The organism is Klebsiella sp. BIGb0132 (genome assembly GCF_024810075.1).
Taxonomy (GTDB): Bacteria; Pseudomonadota; Gammaproteobacteria; order Enterobacterales; family Enterobacteriaceae; genus Klebsiella; species Klebsiella terrigena.
On record NZ_JANUDW010000002.1, the window covers coordinates 869716 to 885316 of the forward strand.

The window sequence follows — 15601 nt, forward strand, 5'->3', positions numbered from 1 at the left end:
ACTACTATAGTGTACAAAACTTGAGGTTTGCTATGACCATCCGCTATGCCTGTAAAGAGGATTGTGCGGCAATTGCCGGGATCTACAACCATGCGGTGCTGCACACTGCCGCTATCTGGAATGATAAAACCGTCGACACCGATAACCGCATTGCCTGGTTTGAAGCGCGTCAGCTGGCCGGTTTCCCGGTGCTGGTGAGCGAAGAGAACGACGTGGTGACCGGCTATTCATCCTTTGGCGACTGGCGCGCCTTCGACGGCTTTCGCCATACCGTCGAGCATTCGGTCTACGTACACCCGGATCATCAGGGAAAAGGGCTTGGCCGCACCCTGCTTGTGGCGCTGATTAATGAGGCCCGCCGCCTGAAGAAACACGTGATGGTCGCCGGCATTGAGGCGCAGAACCACGCGTCGCTGCACCTCCATGAAACCCTCGGTTTTGTGACCACCGGCCAGATGCCACAGGTCGGCACCAAATTCGGCCGCTGGCTGGACCTGACCTTTATGCAGCTCCAGCTCGACGATCGCCGCGATCCGGATCCCGAGGCATGAATCAGTCGCTGACGCTGGCCTGCCTTATCGCCGCCGGGATCGGGCTGGTGGTGCAGAATACGCTGATGGTGCGCATTACCCAGTCCGCCTCCACCATCCTGATTGCGATGCTGCTTAATTCGCTGGTCGGGATTGTTATTTTCGTCACTATATTGCTCCTGCGCCACGGCGCGGCGGGCTTTCATGAGCTGGCGGTTAGCGTGAAGTGGTGGACGCTCATTCCGGGCCTGCTGGGGTCGTTTTTTGTCTTTGCGAGCATCAGCGGGTATCAGAACGTTGGCGCGGCGACCACCATTGCGGTGCTCATCGCCAGCCAGCTGGTCGGCGGCCTGATCATCGATTTAGTGCGCGCCCACGGCGTGCCGTTTCGCGCACTGGTGGGGCCGTTTTGTGGAGCGGTCATGCTGGTGATTGGCGCCTGGCTGGTAGCCAGACGCCAGTTCTGATGCGGATATCAGAGGATAGCGCCACCCCTGGTCAACTGCTCACGCCGCCCCTCCTGCTCTTCCTGGTGCTGGCGTCCGTGATGAGCAATGGTGGTACGTAGACGCTGCTGCTGGGTATAGCGATCGTCGCGATCGAGTTCAGCATCATCGCTCAGCTCGATCAGCAGCTCATTCATATGGGTAATCACCCCTTCGGCAATCGCCGCGTCTACGCGGGCGATAACCTCATCCAGATGTGCCATCCTGCTCTCCTTGTGGCTTAATTCAGTTTTACCTTCGAAAAATCGCTGCCCATCAGGCTCACGCTATAGCCGCTGACGTTGCTGCGCGTGGCGTAGAAGGTTTTGCCCGTTGCCAGGGTAATCCACGGCGCCTGCTGATAAAAAATCTCCTGCGCCTGGCCGTACAGCCTGGCTCGCGCCTGCGGATCGCTGACCAGCAGCGCTTTTTTCACCAGCGCGTCGTAAGACTTATCGCACCAGCGGGCAACGTTAGAGCCGGTTTTGATGTTATCACAGCTTAAAAGCGTGCCGGCAAAGTTGTCCGGATCGCCGTTATCCGACATCCAGCCAAACAGGGCGCTGTCGTGTTCTCCTTTACGCATCCCGGCGAGATATTCACCCCACTCGTAGCTGACGATTTTAGCCTTGATGCCAACCTTGCTCCAGTCGCTCTGAATCATCTCCGCGATGCGGCGGGAGTTCGGGTTATACGGCCGCTGAACCGGCATCGACCACAGGGTGACCTCTGCGCCATTTTCCAGCCCGGCCTGCTTGAGCAGCGCTTTAGCCTTCTGCGGATCGTAGTCGTAGTCCGGGAGATCTTTCTTATAGCCGAGCATATTGGCCGGCAGCGGCGATTTCGCCACGGTGCCGGAATCGAGGAACACCGCTTTAACGATCGCCTGCTTGTCCGTCGCGTAGTTCAGCGCCTGACGCACCAGCAGGTTATCGAACGGCTTTTTCTCGGTGTTAAACGCCAGATAGCCGACGTTCAGCGCCTCAACCGAGTGTAGCGCCAGATCCTTATTGCCTTTGATGACCGGGAACTGCACCGGTGAAGGCGCCGGAATGATCTGACACTCGTTGGTTTGCAGCTTCGCCAGCCGCGTCTCAACGTTTGGCGTGATTGAGAAAATCAGATGCTTTGTTGGCACCTCGCCTTCCCAATAGTGCGGATTGGCAATATAGCGGATCTGGGAATCCACCTTATACTGCTGCAGCGCGTACGGGCCGGTACCGATAGGCCAGGTGTCGACGTACTCCGGAGTGCCCTTTTTCAGCATCGCGTCGCCATACTCCGCGGAGAGAATGGAGGCGAAATCCATCCCCCAGTCGGCGAGAAAAGCGGCATTGGGCTCAGCCAGCACGAACTGGACGTGATAATCGTCGAGCTTTTTCACCTCTTTGATCAGCTTATCCAGCCCGACGTCATGGAAGTACTCGTAGCTGCCCTGGGAAACGTTATGGTACGGGTGTTTTGCATCCTGCTGGCGCAGCACCGAGAAGAGCACGTCGTCGGCGTTGAAATCGCGGGTCGGCTTGAAGTATTTATTGCTGTTGAACTGAACGCCTTTGCGCAGGGTAAAGGTCCAGGTTTTGCCATCCGGCGAAACGGTCCAGTCGGTGGCCAGCGAAGGAACAGGCGTATTTTTCTGCGGATCGAAGGTAATCAGGCGGTTGTAGAGCACCTGCGAGCTGGCCACAAACGAGGGGCCGGAGCTGGCTATCTGCGGGTTGAAGGATTCCGGCGAGGCTTCGGAGCAGTAGACCAGCGTATCGTTACCGGCCGCCGAGGCCACAGCGGCCGGCAGCAGCAGCGCGCTCAGCGCCAGAGCAAGGCGAGTTTTCCCTGTAGACATGGTTATAAACCTTATTAATTTGTTATATGCCCTCTAATAACAGCACAGCAGGAATCAACCGGCAAATAATCAATCGGTATCAGGTTATGCTGAAAACGCCGTTTTCGCCGATTTATTCAACACTCGCCGCCTTTTTGCACCGTTTAATCGGCTGAAGTTGTGAACTGCCTAAAAAGCTTGAAAAATAGCGTGCGATAACCGCCCTCTCTGCCCCGCGAAATCTCCCCGCCCGGTACACTCGGAAAAACGCGAAAAGATGAGGTTTCCCGATGAGCTTAACCTGCAGCCTGTACACCAACGGCCGGTGGCACGACGCCGACGGCGGTGCCACCTTTACCCGCAGCCATCCGCTGAACGCAGAGGCGCCCTCCACCGCTGCCGCCGCGAGCCTCGCCGACGCCCGGCGCAGCGTTGAGGCCGCGGCCGCGGCATTTCCACAATGGCGCGATACTCCCCCTGGCGAACGCCGCCGCCTGCTGCTGAGCGCTGCCGAACAGATGCTGCTGCGCGAAGCCCGCTTTATCGCCGCTATGGCGGCAGAAACCGGCGCAACGGCGCACTGGTCCGGCTTTAACGTCCATCTGGCCGCCGATATTCTGCGCGAAGCCGCCGCGCTCACGACCCAGATTGAGGGACAGATAGTGCCGTCAAACGTGCCGGGAAATCTGGCGATGGCCGTGCGCCAGGGCGCCGGCGTCGTGCTCGGGATGGCGCCGTGGAACGCGCCGCTGATCCTGGCGACGCGGGCGATTGCCACTCCTCTGGCCTGCGGCAACACGGTGATCCTCAAGGGCGCCGAGCTGTCGCCCGCCTCTCAGGGATTAATTATTGAGGCCCTCGCCGCTGCCGGCTTCCCCGACGGCGTGATCAACTACCTGACCTGCGCGCCTGAGGATGCGCCGGCGTTGGTCGAGTCGCTGATTGCCCATCCCGCGGTGCGGCGGGTCAATTTTACCGGCTCCACGCCGGTGGGCAGGATCGTTGCCCGCGCCTGCGGCCAGCATCTGAAGCCCGCGGTACTTGAGCTGGGCGGAAAAGCCCCGCTGCTGGTGCTCGATGACGCCGATCCTGAACAGGCGGCGGCGGGCGCCATATTTGGCGCTTTCGCCAACGCCGGTCAGATCTGTATGTCAACCGAACGCATTATCGTCGACCGCGCGATTGCCGATAAGTTTGTCGCGCTCATCAGCAGCCGCGCGGCGAACCTGCCCGCCGGTTTGATCGGGCCGGTCGTCGATATGAAGACCGTGACGCGCTGCAATGCGCTGATTGACGATGCGCTGACAAAAGGCGCCAGGCTGCTGTGCGGCGGTAAAGCCACGTCGGTGCAAATGGATGCCACCCTGCTGGACGGCGTCACCCGCGACATGCGCATCTGGAGCGAGGAGTCGTTTGGGCCGGTGAAAGCGATTATCCGCGTCAACGGTGAAGAGGAAGCCCTGGCCGTCGCCAATGAGAGCGAATACGGGCTTTCATCGGCGGTATACAGCCGGGACAACGCCCGGGCATGGAACGTCGCGCAGCGCTTACAAACGGGGATTTGCCACATTAATGGCCCCACCGTTCACGATGAGGCCCAGATGCCGTTCGGCGGCTGTAAATCCTCCGGCTACGGACGCTTCGGCGGGCGCGCAGGCGTTGACGAGTTTACCGAACTGCGCTGGATAACCCTGCAAATGCAGCCCCGCGAACTGCCGTTTTAACCCATTCCGCCGGCTGGCGTCGATCGCCTCAGCAGCTGCTGGCGATCGCGGCCGCCAGCGCGGCAGGATTTTCCCAGGCCATCGAGTGCCCGGCGTCGGGCACAACCCGCAGAGCGATCCCTTCAGCAACGGCGTCCTCGGCTTCCTGTGCCGGGAGCGACAGCTCGCCATAGATGAGCGTCTTTGGACAGGAGAGCCGGCAAAAAAGGGTAAACCACGATGGCGTTACGCCGCACACCAGGCTACTTGCCCCTCTCCAGACGGCCCAGGAGGCGCTGTTCTGCAGACACCCGGCCCAGGGCGACGATTCCGTCGCCAGCATCTCGCCATAGCCGGCGGCGACAAACTCCGCCTCAGTCTGCGCGGCAATGGTCCGGCTGTACACCCCGCCGCCGGCGTACAGGTTGGGCTCGGCCACCAGCAGCGCAAGCACGCGTTCACCTAAGCGTTCAGCCGCCTCGATGGCAATACTGCCGCCCATGCTATGGCCGTACAAATAGCAGCGCGACAGCTGCAGGTGGTCAAGGAGTTCGACCACTACCCGCGCCTGTTCCGTGGTGCTGTAACCAAACTCAGCGGGTTTATCGCTGTAGCCGTAGCCCGGCAGATCGATAAGCACGACCCGCCGCCCGCTCAGCGCGGGATCGGCAGCCACTCGAGGATAATCGTACGAGGAGGCGCACCCCAGACCGTGGATAAACACGATCGGGTCGCCACCGCCGGGCAGATCGAACCAGCGCACGGTGGCGCCGGCCAGAGAGGAGAAGAAACCGTTCATAGAGAAGCTCCCGTCAATTAATACTGTTTTTTTATACAGTATTAATTGACGAATGCCAACGCTTACTTCATCTCAGAAGAGCGAAACGAGGAGCGCGGTCGGGAAGCTAAACGGCCAGGTGGCGCCGATCAGCAGCGCGGCCAGCAGGCGAATAAGACGGCTCTCTTTGGTTAAAAACCAGCTGATAACGGCGCAGATAAATCCCATCACCGCATAAAAAATCAGCATCTTTTGATATAGGGTCATTCTTAGTCCTTCCCTGAACACGTCTTTATGACGCGCCTCTTTCAACAGCGGAAAGCGGATCAGAGATTAATGCATGACAAAGTAAAAATACTGCGGGTAGCCGACAGAAAACGCCCGATTCATCCTTGTCTGATAGCACATCCTTTAACCTCGTACTATACCTGTAGAGGCTTACTCATAAAGGTGGCGTTATGGATGTTTCCAGCAAAACCGTAATTCTGATTAATGTCGGCGCAGCATTTGCGCTTATTAGCCTGTTATCCGTTCGTTTTGGTTGGTTTTACTGATTTTTTCCTCAGCAAAGAAACCTAAAAAAGCAGCCTTCAAGGGCTGCTTTTTTACGATTTGATAGCGACCGTATGGGCGGCTTCCGCCTGCGAGGTAGCCTGCAGCACAGCCATAGCCTTGAGGTTCTCAGGGTTATACGCCGGCAGCGGATTGACCTTCTCGCTATCCCATTCAGCGGAGAGACAGACGGCTTCACTTGCCCCCTGCTTTTCACAACCTAAAACGCGCTGAGCGGGCAGGTTGCCATAGAGAATGGCGCTGGCGCAGGCCACCAGCAGAAAAAATGCTATGTTTTTCAAAACAAAATCAACTTCAAAGTAACAAATTATGACAAATTTTCGCATGGCCTCCCCGTCAAAGTCAAACGCCAAACGGCCGCAAACATTTAATAGATACAAACTTGATCTAACCATTAACATTAATTAAACATTAACTTTAATTAATAAAGTCGTTGCTAAGAAATAAATCTGAAATACATTTCGGCAATACTGCTGATACGCTGAAAAAAAGAGTCCGGGTCGGAGCATGGGCTGGCAAATAGCATTACAAAAAGAATGGATATAGAAAGTCAGGACGCCAGGGAAATAAATTAACCGCACTTTTTCAGAAAAACGATCCTCCTCAACCAGAGATCCGCCGTTTGCCGTCAGGAAGTATCAGATTATGCTTAAAAAATCAGCATAAACTCACGTCTAAAGATAACTAACAATAATGTATGACGAAGCGTTCTATTAGCGGAAAATGCGATACTTCTTAAATCTCGTTTTGCTGGCGGAGCGACAACTATGCCGACAACCTCAAGGTTGGTGCGGCCTTAAGCCGATCCTCGGCGTCCTGACCTGCCGGCGCTTCATTTGAAACGGAACAAATACTATTTGCGTTATCTCAAGGATGAATTTACATTCATAATCATTGGTTATGAATACTTTTCCAGTTGCTCATTTTAAATTTGAGGTGGTATATGTCCGGGATTGCCGTGCTTATAGTGGCGTTAATATTGCTGGTTATCGCAGTCTACAATCTTATTTCTTACGTACGCGAACGCCGTCAGTCAAGCCTGCCGAGTAAGAAGAATAAACGCTAGGCACATGGATTTACCTGCCTGAATAGTATCGGCAATAGCGAACACTTTATTTACCCTGCCCTTTTGTGCGTATTAGCTCGCGCGCTTAGCTGCGTGAGAGCGTTGCGCCGCTGCACCCTCTTTCAGACATGGATGGTGTAGACCGCCCCTTCCCTGCTCCCGCTGCCCGTTTTTATATTTCCCGCGCTAGCGCTGCCGCCTGCTGAGTATTGCAAAGTGGCCTCTGGGTTACGCGCATCGGGAAAACGGCGAGAACGCAGACGCCCATCCAGCACCGTCTTCCAGGGCAAAAGACCGGGCGCGTTTTGAACGACGTTCACTTCAGCCCGCAGGGACAAGCCCCTTGAGGGGAAGCATATGGCGGCCAGCGAGGCCGGTTGGGACGAAGGCGCAAAAAAAGCCCCTGCACCGTTAATGCAGAGGCGAGGATATTTGCGAGCCCCATCCGGCGCTTATCTCCGGCACTCATCATGGCTTAGCTCTTGAAGGGGCGTAAGAATAATCTCATATCACTGCGCCATTTGTCTTAGCAATTCCTGCCATTGATGACTATTAGCACGCTAACATGATTGCAGGGTGATTATTGCGCGCCCGCGCCTGCGGTTTGCCGCCGCCACGCCTGACACCAAAACCCGGCACAACCGCCCGGCGTTCCTGTTCACTTATCAGATCCTGTGCCATCATTCTAAGAGGCTAATAAATAAAGCGCCATTAATGGCTTAAGCGCGACAGACAGCCGTTTCCCATCCGTTTGCGTACCACCACAAGGAGTCCTGCATGACGAATAGTCAATATCTCTATGAGCATGTTGCGCCGAATGATCCACGCCTGCTGCAGTTCGCAGAACAGCTCAACCCCTCCTCTCAGCCGATTCTGGTCCCGGTGATAGACGCGCCGGGCCCGGCAGGAAACGCTTACTGGAACGTAGAGGCTGCGATAAAAAAAGTTGGCGGTAAGATGCGCCTCGGCTGGGATATTCATCTGTGGCGGGGATGCTTCATGGTCGCCACGCATCATGCGGTACTGCAGACCGCTGAAGGCGAGTTTTTCGACGTCACCCAAAGGCCGCCGGTTTCCGGCTCCCCCTCCCTGACGACCTTTATTGCCGATGATTCCGTCAGCATCAGCCTGGATAAATCCCCGGCGGTAGCGTCGCGGTTTCTGCTGCTGAACGAAAGCCCGGAAATCGCCGGCTATATCCGCGCCTATGAGAATCTCAACCAGTTCGAAAAAAGAATGAGCGATGCGCTCTATGAATACGGCTATCGCTGCGAAACCAACCGAACGATGGCGACAGGCGTGCCGGGCGCGAAAGCCAATCTCATCAACGTAGATGAAGCGAAAGTCAGCGAAATCAGGGATAAAATTGCCGAGCTGAGCTGGATAATGAAAGATAAGATCATCAAGCTAAAACGCTATTCTGATTCGATTAATGGCCTGACGCGCCACTGATTAGAATTACCGCCGCCGACGGGCCTGAACGGGCCCCGTCGGCGGCGTGCTGCTCATTAGTGCTTGATCATCACATGGCGCACGACGGTGTAGTCCTCCAGGCCATACATCGACATATCCTTCCCGTAGCCCGACAGCTTTTGCCCACCGTGCGGCATTTCGCTCACCAGCATAAAGTGGGTATTCACCCAGGTACAGCCGTACTGCAGGCGCGCGCTGAGGCGATGGGCTCTGCCGACATCCCGGGTCCACACCGACGAGGCCAGACCATACTGCGAATCGTTGGCCCACGTCAGCGCCTGTTCCTCATCGCTGAACGCGGTGACGCTGACCACCGGGCCAAACACCTCGCGCTGGACAATATCATCCTCCTGCTTCGCCCCGGCCAGCAGCGTCGGCTGGTAGTAGTAGCCTTTCCCCGGCGCCCTGCTGCCGCCGGTCACCACTTTGATATGCGCCAGCGCGCGCGCGGCGTCGACGGCGGCGCTCACCCGCTCGAGGTGCGCCTGCGAGCTGACCGGCCCCAGCTCCGTCGCGCCATCCTCCGGCGGGCCGATTTTCAGGCTGGCAACGGCGGCCCCCAGTTTCTCCACCAGCTGGTCATAAATGCCCTGCTGAGCGTAGATGCGGCAGGCGGCGGTACAGTCCTGGCCGGCGTTATAGAAACCGAAGGTCCGCACGCCCTCCACCACCGCGTCAATATCCGCATCGTCAAAGACGATAACCGGCGCCTTACCGCCCAGCTCCATATGCGTACGCTTAATCGAGGAGGCCGTATGACCAATGATATGCGCGCCGGTAGCTATCGACCCGGTCAGCGAGACCATCCGCACCTTATGATGGCCGGTCAGCGGATCGCCAACGGTTTTGCCCCGGCCAAACAGCACGTTGAGGACGCCGGCCGGGAAGATGTCTTTTGCCAACTCGGCCAGCTTGAGCGCAGTTAGCGGCGTAATCTCCGAAGGTTTAATCACCACGCAGTTCCCCGCCGCCAGCGCCGGGGCCAGCTTCCAGGCCGCCATCATCAGCGGGTAGTTCCACGGCGCGATGGAGGCCACCACCCCAACCGGATCCCGGCGGATCATCGAGGTATGCCCTTCAAGATACTCACCGGCGGCCATTCCGGGCAGGCAGCGCGCGGCGCCGGCGAAGAAGCGAAACACGTCCGCCACCGCCGGCAGCTCGTCGTTAATCACGCAGTGCAGCGGCTTGCCGCAGTTCAATGACTCCAGTTTGGCGAGGGTATCCGCGTGGGCGGTAATCACGTCCGCCAGCTTGAGCAGGCACTCAGCGCGGGTTTTCGGCGTGGTCTGGCTCCAGCCGACAAAGGCCAGGTCCGCCGCCTCCACGGCCGCATCCACCTGGGCCGCCGTCGCCTCCGCAATCTCCAGCAGAGCTTCGCCATTAGCAGGATTGAATACCGGCACCAGTTCGCCTTCACCCGCCACTAATTCGCCGTTGATCAAAAGGTTATGTTGCATAGTATGATCCTGTACACGTCAGTTATTTGCCGTTTTCAGCGCTTGTGTCGCCGTCACGGGTTAGCCACCAGGCTCCTAAAATCGGAATGGTCGTCACCAGCATCACCAGCAGCGCGACAACGTTGGTTATCGGCACATCGCGCGGACGTCCCAGCTGATTCAGCAGCCATAGCGGGAGCGTCCGCTCGTGTCCGGCGGTAAAGGTGGTGACGATAATTTCATCAAACGATAGCGCAAACGCCAGCATTCCTCCGGCCAGCAGCGCCGACCCCAGATTGGGCAACACCACGTAGCGGAAGGTCTGCCAGCCCGTAGCGCCTAAATCCATCGACGCCTCCACCAGGCTCCAGGAGGTCCGGCGAAAGCGGGCGATCACGTTGTTAAAGACCACCACCACGCAGAAGGTGGCGTGCCCGACAACGATGGTAAAGAGACCCGGTTCGAGGTTAACCGCCTTAAACGCCGTCAGCAGCGCCAGGCCGGTAATGATCCCCGGCAGCGCGATGGGTAACAGCAGCAGCAGGGACACGGCATTCTTGCCAAAAAAAGCGCTGCGCCATAGGGCTCCTGCAGCCAGCGTGCCAAGTACCAGCGCAATAGCGGTCGATAGCGCGGCAATTTTCAGTGACAACGTCACTGATTCGATGATATCGCCCCGCCCGGCCGCTTCGCTAAACCAGCGCAGCGTCAGGCCCTGCGGCGGAAAGCTGAAGGCAGCGTCTTCGGTGTTAAAGGCGTACAGGGCGATGATCAGCAGCGGAAAGTGCAGGAAGATAACCCCGCCCCAGGTCGCTATTTTCAGGAGCAGCGGCGCGCGTTCAGAGTGCATCAAACGCTCCCAGGCGTTTAACAAACGCCAGATAGAGGGCAATCAGGACAATCGGCACGAGGGTAAACGCCGCCGCCATCGGCATATTGCCAATCGCCCCCTGCTGGGAATAGACCATATTGCCGATAAAAAAGCCCGGCGGCCCCACCAGCTGCGGCACGATAAAATCGCCCAGCGTCAGCGAGAAGGTAAAAATCGACCCGGCGGCAATACCGGGAATGGCCAGCGGCAGCACCACGTGGCGAAAGGTTTGCCGCGGCCGGGCGCCGAGGTCGGCCGACGCCTGCAGCAGCGACGCCGGTATACGCTCCAGCGCAGCCTGCACCGGCAGGATCATAAACGGCAGCCAGATATAGACGAAGACCAGGAAGCGGCCCAGCCCCGAGGTCGACAGCGTATTGCCGCCCACCGCCGGGATCGTCAGCAGCAGATTCAGCGCGCCCTCCAGCCCAAGGTGGCGAAGAAACCACTGCGCCACGCCATCCTTTGCCAGCAGCAGCGTCCAGGCGTAGGCCTTAACGATATAGCTGGCCCACATCGGCAGCATGACGGCGATATAGAAAAATGCCTTCATCTTGCCGCTGGTGTAGCGCGCCATATACCACGCCATCGGCAGCGCCAGAACCGCGCTGGCCAGCGTGACCGCCAGCGCCATCCCCAGCGTGCGGATAATAATGTCGTAGTTGGCCGGGTTAAACAGCGCCTTGAGATTAGCCAGCGTCAGGTCGGTAGTGACCGACATGGTGAAATCGTCGAAGGTGTAGAAGCTTTGCCACAGCAGCGTTAGCAGCGATCCCAGATAGACGATACCAAACCACATCAGCGGGCCAAGCAGCAGTAAAAACAGCCCCAGCGAGGGCCGGCGCCAGAATAGTCCTGACAGGCGGCCGGAAGGCGCGTTGGCGATGAGCGTTGCCATATCAGCCACCGTTATCCAGAGAGACCATCGCCGCGCGCGACCAGGAGGCCAGCACCCTTTGCCCCGCCTGCGGCGCGCTCAGCGCAGCAGCACCGTCGCTATTGGCCTGGCTCACCAGCAGCCTGCCGCCCTCCGCCAGCTTGAGCTCGATTCGCGTTGCCGCGCCCTGATACTGCACCGCCTGCACCACGCCCTCGACCTGAACCTCGCCACCGCCGTTGAGCCGGATATGTTCCGGACGCAGCGACCAGCTGCCCGCCATGCCGCACAGCCGGGCCGAGAGCTCGGCGTCAAAGACGTTGGCCGTGCCGACGAACCCGGCGACGAAGGCCGTTTTCGGCCGCAGGTAGAGATCGTGCGGCGCGTCGACCTGCTCGATGCGCCCGTGATTAAACACCGCCACCCGGTCGGACATCGACAGCGCTTCGCCCTGGTCGTGGGTGACAAAAATAAAGGTGATCCCCAGCGCCTGCTGCAGCTTTTTCAACTCCAGCTGCATCTGCTCGCGCAGTTTTAAATCCAGCGCCCCCAGCGGCTCATCCAGCAGCAGCACCCGCGGCTCGTTAACCAGCGCGCGGGCAATCGCCACCCGCTGGCGCTGGCCGCCGGAGAGCTGGGAGGGTTTGCGCGCGTGGACAAAGCCGAGGGCCACTTTTTCCAGCGCCTCCTGCGCGCGGCGGTGGCGCTCTTTTTTGCCAATCCCCTTCACCATCAGCCCGTAGGCGACGTTATCGAGGATCGACATATGGGGAAACAGCGCGTAGTCCTGGAAGACGGTATTGACGTCGCGCTGCCACGGCGGCAGCTCGCTGGCCTGCTGGCCAAAAATGGCAATCTCCCCGCCGGAGAGCTGTTCAAAACCGGCAATCAGCCGCAGGCAGGTGGTTTTGCCGGAGCCGGACGGCCCCAGCATCGAGAAAAACTCGCCGTCGCGGATGGCAATGCTTACGCCATCCACCGCGCGCACGTCGCCATACAGCCGCGAGACGTTATGGAACTCTACCGCATACGTCATTTCACGCCTCCGGCCGCTCAGCGGCCGCCCATAATCGCGATATAGTCCTGAGTCCAGCGGCTGTAAGGGACGAACTTGCCGCCTTCCGCAATCGGGGTTTTCCAGAAGGCGATTTTGGCGAACTGATCATAGCCGTTGGTTTCGCAGCCTTTTTCTCCCAGCAGCGCGCTGGCTTTACAGCCCTGCGGCACCACCGGCAGCGAACCGAACCACGCCGCTACGTCGCCCTGAACCTTCGGCGTCAGCGACCAGTTCATCCATTTATAGGCGCACACCGGGTGCTTAGCGTCGCTGTGCAGCATGGTGGTATCCGCCCAGCCGGTCACTCCCTCTTTCGGGAAGACGGTGGCGATAGGCTGGCCTTCAGCCTTGAGGCCGTTGGCCTGATACGGCCACGCGCTGGAGGCGACCACGCCTTCGTTTTTGAAGTCGCTCATCTGCACGGTGGTGTCGTGCCAGTAGCGGTGAATCAGCCCGCGCTGATCGCGCAGCACCTTCAGCACCGCCTGGTACTGCTCCTCGGTAAGCTGATAGGGGTCGGTAATACCGAGCTGCGGCTGGGTGGCCTTGACGAACAGCGCCGCGTCGGCGATATAGATCGGGCCGTCGTAGGCCTGCACCCGGCCCTGGTTGCTTTTACCGTCGCTAAGATTTTGTTTTACAAACACCACGTTCCAGCTATCCGGCGGGGTCGGGAACACTTTGGTGTTGTACATCAGCAGGTTTGGTCCCCACTGGTAGGGCGTACCGTAGACTTTATCGCCCACGTTGAACCACGCGCCTTTCTCCACCCGCGGGTCGAGGGTCTTCCAGTTGGCGATCAGTGCCGGATTAATCGGCTGCACGCGTTTGCCCATAATCAGGCGCAGCGACGCATCGCCGGAGGCGGTCACCAGGTCATAGCCCCCTTTCGCCATCAGGCTGACCATCTCATCAGAGGTGGCGGCGGTTTTTACGTTGACCTGGCATCCGCTCTCTTTTTCAAACTGGGTAACCCAGTCGTAGTTTTTATCCGTCTGACCGCGTTCGATATATCCCGGCCAGGCGATGATATCGAGCCGGCCTTCGCCTTTGTCCAACGACGTCGGCGGCTCGGCGGCCTGGGCGGTCAGGAAGGCCATACCCAGCACACAGAGGCTGCCACGGGCAATTTTTTTGCTCATCGGGTGTTACTCCTGTCACAACAAAATTAGCGGCAGCCGTGCCGTAAAAATATCTCCCTTAATAACAGTAGACGGCGCGCTATGCCCCTCACGGGAAATTTATTCAGGTTGTGACAAGGGGCGCATTCCGTAAAACTCGGCAAAAGCTGAACAACAATATGGATTATAGACAAGGAGTTAGGAGCAGAGAATGGGTATGCGAATTTCCTATGATCGATACCGGTAAAATAATGACCGGTATCGTTGGATGATAATATTTAGTTATTTTCCGCGGGGCGTTAAGTCGTAGAAAAAATAAGTCTAAGGTTCAGCCAGCAGCTCGCGAATAAGCTCGCCCAGGCGTTTAACCCCCTGCTCTTCTCTCTCCCCCCAGCCCCAGGCGGTGTTGAAGCGGAAAAATGAGGTCCAGCTGGCGGTGGTGGAGAACATTTTCCCCGGCGCAATGCTGATGTTGTCGCGCAGGGCGCGCGCGCTCAGCTCCCCGGCATCGGCGCCCGCCGGCAGCTCAAGCCAGAGAAAGTAGCCGCTGTCGCTATGGTGGATTTTAACTTCCGCGGGCAGATGGCGCAGCAGCGCTTGCCAGGCCTGCTGCTTGCGCTCGGCCAGCTGACGGCGCAGGCGCCGCAGATGGGCGTCGTAGCGGCGGGTCGACAGATAGTCCACCAGCGCCATCTGCATCGGCGAGCTGGTCGACAGCGTGCTCATCAGCTGCAGCTGCTGAATGCGCCGGGCGTGTTTGCCGGCGGCCACCCAGCCGATGCGAAAGCCCGGCACAAGGCATTTGGAAAAGGAGCTGCAGTGGAGCGTCATATCCTGGCGGTCCCAGAATTTGGCGGGCAGCGGCTTCTCGCGGCCAAAATAGAGCTCGCTGTAGACGTCATCTTCAATCAGCACCACGCCGTAGCGCGCCAGCAGCTCGACCAGCCGCGCCTTTTTCTCCGCGCTGAGGGTAAAGCCGAGCGGATTCTGGCCGTTGGTCATCAGCCAGCAGGCCTTCACCGGATAGCTTTGCAGCGCCTGCTCCAGCGCCGCCAGATCGATCCCCTCTTTAACGTCCGTCGCCACCGACAGCGCCTTCAGCCGCAGCCTTTCCAGCGCCTGCAGCGCGCCGTAGAAGCAGGGATTTTCCACTACCACCCAGTCGCCAGGCTCCGTAACCGCCTGCAGGCTGAGGTTGAGCGCCTCCAGCGCGCCGGCGGTGATCACTATCTCATCCGGTGAAATGTTCATCCCCTGCAGCGCGTAGCGGCGGGCAATCGCGTGGCGCAGCTCGTCGTTACCCGGCGGCAGGTTTTCAATCACGCTCATCGCCGTTGCGGTTTTGCTGACCTGGGCCAGGGAGCGGTTTAGCTGCTGGAGCGGAAACAGGCGCGGGTCGGGAAAAGCGGAGGCAAAAGGCAGCATCGAGGCCTGACGGCTGGCCTGTAGCACCTCAAAAATGTAGGTATTAATGTCCACCGATTCATGGCGGGTCACCTGCGCCGGCGGCGCCGGCTGGCGCGACTTAACCGGCCTGGGCGCAACGTAGTAGCCCGACTGCGGACGGGCGATGATCCGCCCCTGACTCTCCAGCAGCTGATAGGCGTGGCTGACCGTCATAAAACTCATTCCGCTGCTGACCACCTGCTCGCGCAGCGAGGGCAAGCGGTCGCCGGGCTGCCAGACGCCGAGCGCAATCTGTTCGGTCAGCTGCTGTGCCAGCTGTTGGTACTTTTTCATAGGTGAATCCGCGGATGAACGTTGTGGCCTATAGTATAACAGCTGATAAATAATGGCAGTTTATAA

General features: G+C 58.7%; 17 protein-coding genes. 6 read left to right on the top strand and 11 right to left on the bottom strand.

Annotated elements, in window-relative coordinates; all coding sequences use genetic code 11:
• The first annotated feature begins 32 nt into the window (after positions 1-32).
• Both M2416_RS11020 and M2416_RS11025 read left to right on the top strand, forming a co-directional pair.
• Entirely contained in the window at positions 33-551 is a 519-nt protein-coding gene (locus tag M2416_RS11020) for a GNAT family N-acetyltransferase (protein WP_259223844.1), read from the top strand.
• Positions 548-997: a DMT family transporter gene (locus M2416_RS11025; RefSeq protein ID WP_041145360.1), complete on the top strand. Its 450-nt coding sequence runs from the start codon at positions 548-550 to the stop codon at positions 995-997. The genes M2416_RS11020 and M2416_RS11025 overlap by 4 nt, the downstream gene beginning before the upstream one ends.
• Positions 998-1005: 8 nt before the next feature.
• Here M2416_RS11025 and M2416_RS11030 read toward each other — a convergent pair whose 3' ends face one another.
• Both M2416_RS11030 and M2416_RS11035 read right to left on the bottom strand, forming a co-directional pair.
• Entirely contained in the window at positions 1006-1239 is a 234-nt protein-coding gene (locus M2416_RS11030) for a YdcY family protein (RefSeq protein WP_041145359.1), read from the bottom strand.
• 17 nt (positions 1240-1256) lie between these two features.
• Entirely contained in the window at positions 1257-2858 is a 1602-nt protein-coding gene (locus M2416_RS11035) for an ABC transporter substrate-binding protein (RefSeq protein WP_259223848.1), read from the bottom strand.
• 269 nt (positions 2859-3127) lie between these two features.
• Here M2416_RS11035 and M2416_RS11040 point away from each other — a divergent pair, with 269 nt between their 5' ends.
• Entirely contained in the window at positions 3128-4561 is a 1434-nt protein-coding gene (locus M2416_RS11040) for an aldehyde dehydrogenase (RefSeq protein ID WP_259223850.1), read from the top strand.
• Positions 4562-4589: 28 nt separating this feature from the next.
• Here M2416_RS11040 and M2416_RS11045 read toward each other — a convergent pair whose 3' ends face one another.
• Both M2416_RS11045 and M2416_RS11050 read right to left on the bottom strand, forming a co-directional pair.
• Positions 4590-5339 (bottom strand): alpha/beta fold hydrolase, encoded by a 750-nt coding sequence (locus M2416_RS11045; RefSeq protein ID WP_259223852.1) that lies wholly within the window; start codon positions 5337-5339, stop codon positions 4590-4592.
• Positions 5340-5411: 72 nt separating this feature from the next.
• Positions 5412-5585, bottom strand: coding sequence for a GhoT/OrtT family toxin (locus M2416_RS11050; protein ID WP_071844920.1), 174 nt, complete (start codon positions 5583-5585; stop codon positions 5412-5414).
• A gap of 191 nt (positions 5586-5776) precedes the next feature.
• Between M2416_RS11050 and yncL the strand changes: the two genes are divergently transcribed.
• The gene (yncL, locus tag M2416_RS11055) at positions 5777-5872 is read left to right on the top strand and encodes a stress response membrane protein YncL (protein ID WP_071844919.1); all 96 of its coding nucleotides are present in this window, start codon (positions 5777-5779) and stop codon (positions 5870-5872) included.
• Between the two features lie 51 nt (positions 5873-5923).
• On the opposite strand, the gene M2416_RS11060 is transcribed toward yncL, so the two are convergent.
• Positions 5924-6217, bottom strand: a complete 294-nt coding sequence (locus M2416_RS11060) for a hypothetical protein (RefSeq protein ID WP_405047859.1) — start codon at positions 6215-6217, stop codon at positions 5924-5926.
• A 617-nt stretch (positions 6218-6834) separates the two neighbouring features.
• On the opposite strand from M2416_RS11060, the gene M2416_RS11065 reads away from it, so the two are divergent.
• Together M2416_RS11065 and M2416_RS11070 are read left to right on the top strand one after the other, a co-directional pair.
• Complete coding sequence (locus M2416_RS11065; protein WP_095097533.1) at positions 6835-6957, top strand: small membrane protein; 123 nt, start codon at positions 6835-6837, stop codon at positions 6955-6957.
• Positions 6958-7734: 777 nt separating this feature from the next.
• Positions 7735-8409: a hypothetical protein gene (locus tag M2416_RS11070; RefSeq protein ID WP_041145355.1), complete on the top strand. Its 675-nt coding sequence runs from the start codon at positions 7735-7737 to the stop codon at positions 8407-8409.
• A 56-nt stretch (positions 8410-8465) separates the two neighbouring features.
• Here the strand turns inward: M2416_RS11070 and patD are convergent, their stop codons facing one another.
• The 6 genes from patD to M2416_RS11100 all read right to left on the bottom strand — a co-directional run bounded on the left by patD (position 8466) and on the right by M2416_RS11100 (position 15535).
• Positions 8466-9890 (bottom strand): aminobutyraldehyde dehydrogenase, encoded by a 1425-nt coding sequence (gene patD / locus M2416_RS11075; RefSeq protein ID WP_259223859.1) that lies wholly within the window; start codon positions 9888-9890, stop codon positions 8466-8468.
• 22 nt (positions 9891-9912) lie between these two features.
• On the bottom strand, positions 9913-10719 hold the full coding sequence (locus M2416_RS11080) for an ABC transporter permease (protein ID WP_041145353.1): 807 nt from the start codon (positions 10717-10719) through the stop codon (positions 9913-9915).
• Positions 10709-11638 carry an ABC transporter permease gene (locus M2416_RS11085; RefSeq protein ID WP_259223860.1) on the bottom strand — a complete coding sequence of 310 codons (930 nt, stop codon included), beginning with the start codon at positions 11636-11638 and terminating at the stop codon, positions 10709-10711. Before M2416_RS11085 ends, M2416_RS11080 begins: the two co-directional genes overlap by 11 nt.
• 1 nt (position 11639) lies before the next feature.
• A complete protein-coding gene (locus M2416_RS11090; RefSeq protein ID WP_259223861.1) occupies positions 11640-12653 on the bottom strand; it encodes an ABC transporter ATP-binding protein in 1014 nt (337 codons plus the stop codon).
• 17 nt (positions 12654-12670) lie between these two features.
• Entirely contained in the window at positions 12671-13816 is a 1146-nt protein-coding gene (gene ydcS, locus M2416_RS11095) for a putative ABC transporter substrate-binding protein YdcS (RefSeq protein ID WP_259223863.1), read from the bottom strand.
• Between the two features lie 300 nt (positions 13817-14116).
• Positions 14117-15535 (bottom strand): aminotransferase-like domain-containing protein, encoded by a 1419-nt coding sequence (locus M2416_RS11100; protein ID WP_132510554.1) that lies wholly within the window; start codon positions 15533-15535, stop codon positions 14117-14119.
• Positions 15536-15601: the final 66 nt, after the last annotated feature.

Coding starts and splice junctions, on each gene's coding strand:
- M2416_RS11050 (WP_071844920.1), bottom strand. CDS start 5,585: ATGACCCTATATCAAAAGATGCTGATTTTTTATGCGGTGATGGGATTT.
- M2416_RS11025 (WP_041145360.1), top strand. CDS start 548: ATGAATCAGTCGCTGACGCTGGCCTGCCTTATCGCCGCCGGGATCGGG.
- M2416_RS11080 (WP_041145353.1), bottom strand. CDS start 10,719: ATGCACTCTGAACGCGCGCCGCTGCTCCTGAAAATAGCGACCTGGGGC.
- yncL (WP_071844919.1), top strand. CDS start 5,777: ATGGATGTTTCCAGCAAAACCGTAATTCTGATTAATGTCGGCGCAGCA.
- M2416_RS11020 (WP_259223844.1), top strand. CDS start 33: ATGACCATCCGCTATGCCTGTAAAGAGGATTGTGCGGCAATTGCCGGG.
- patD (WP_259223859.1), bottom strand. CDS start 9,890: ATGCAACATAACCTTTTGATCAACGGCGAATTAGTGGCGGGTGAAGGC.
- M2416_RS11090 (WP_259223861.1), bottom strand. CDS start 12,653: ATGACGTATGCGGTAGAGTTCCATAACGTCTCGCGGCTGTATGGCGAC.
- M2416_RS11065 (WP_095097533.1), top strand. CDS start 6,835: ATGTCCGGGATTGCCGTGCTTATAGTGGCGTTAATATTGCTGGTTATC.
- M2416_RS11040 (WP_259223850.1), top strand. CDS start 3,128: ATGAGCTTAACCTGCAGCCTGTACACCAACGGCCGGTGGCACGACGCC.
- M2416_RS11035 (WP_259223848.1), bottom strand. CDS start 2,858: ATGTCTACAGGGAAAACTCGCCTTGCTCTGGCGCTGAGCGCGCTGCTG.
- M2416_RS11100 (WP_132510554.1), bottom strand. CDS start 15,535: ATGAAAAAGTACCAACAGCTGGCACAGCAGCTGACCGAACAGATTGCG.
- M2416_RS11085 (WP_259223860.1), bottom strand. CDS start 11,638: ATGGCAACGCTCATCGCCAACGCGCCTTCCGGCCGCCTGTCAGGACTA.
- ydcS (WP_259223863.1), bottom strand. CDS start 13,816: ATGAGCAAAAAAATTGCCCGTGGCAGCCTCTGTGTGCTGGGTATGGCC.
- M2416_RS11060 (WP_405047859.1), bottom strand. CDS start 6,217: ATGCGAAAATTTGTCATAATTTGTTACTTTGAAGTTGATTTTGTTTTG.
- M2416_RS11030 (WP_041145359.1), bottom strand. CDS start 1,239: ATGGCACATCTGGATGAGGTTATCGCCCGCGTAGACGCGGCGATTGCC.
- M2416_RS11045 (WP_259223852.1), bottom strand. CDS start 5,339: ATGAACGGTTTCTTCTCCTCTCTGGCCGGCGCCACCGTGCGCTGGTTC.
- M2416_RS11070 (WP_041145355.1), top strand. CDS start 7,735: ATGACGAATAGTCAATATCTCTATGAGCATGTTGCGCCGAATGATCCA.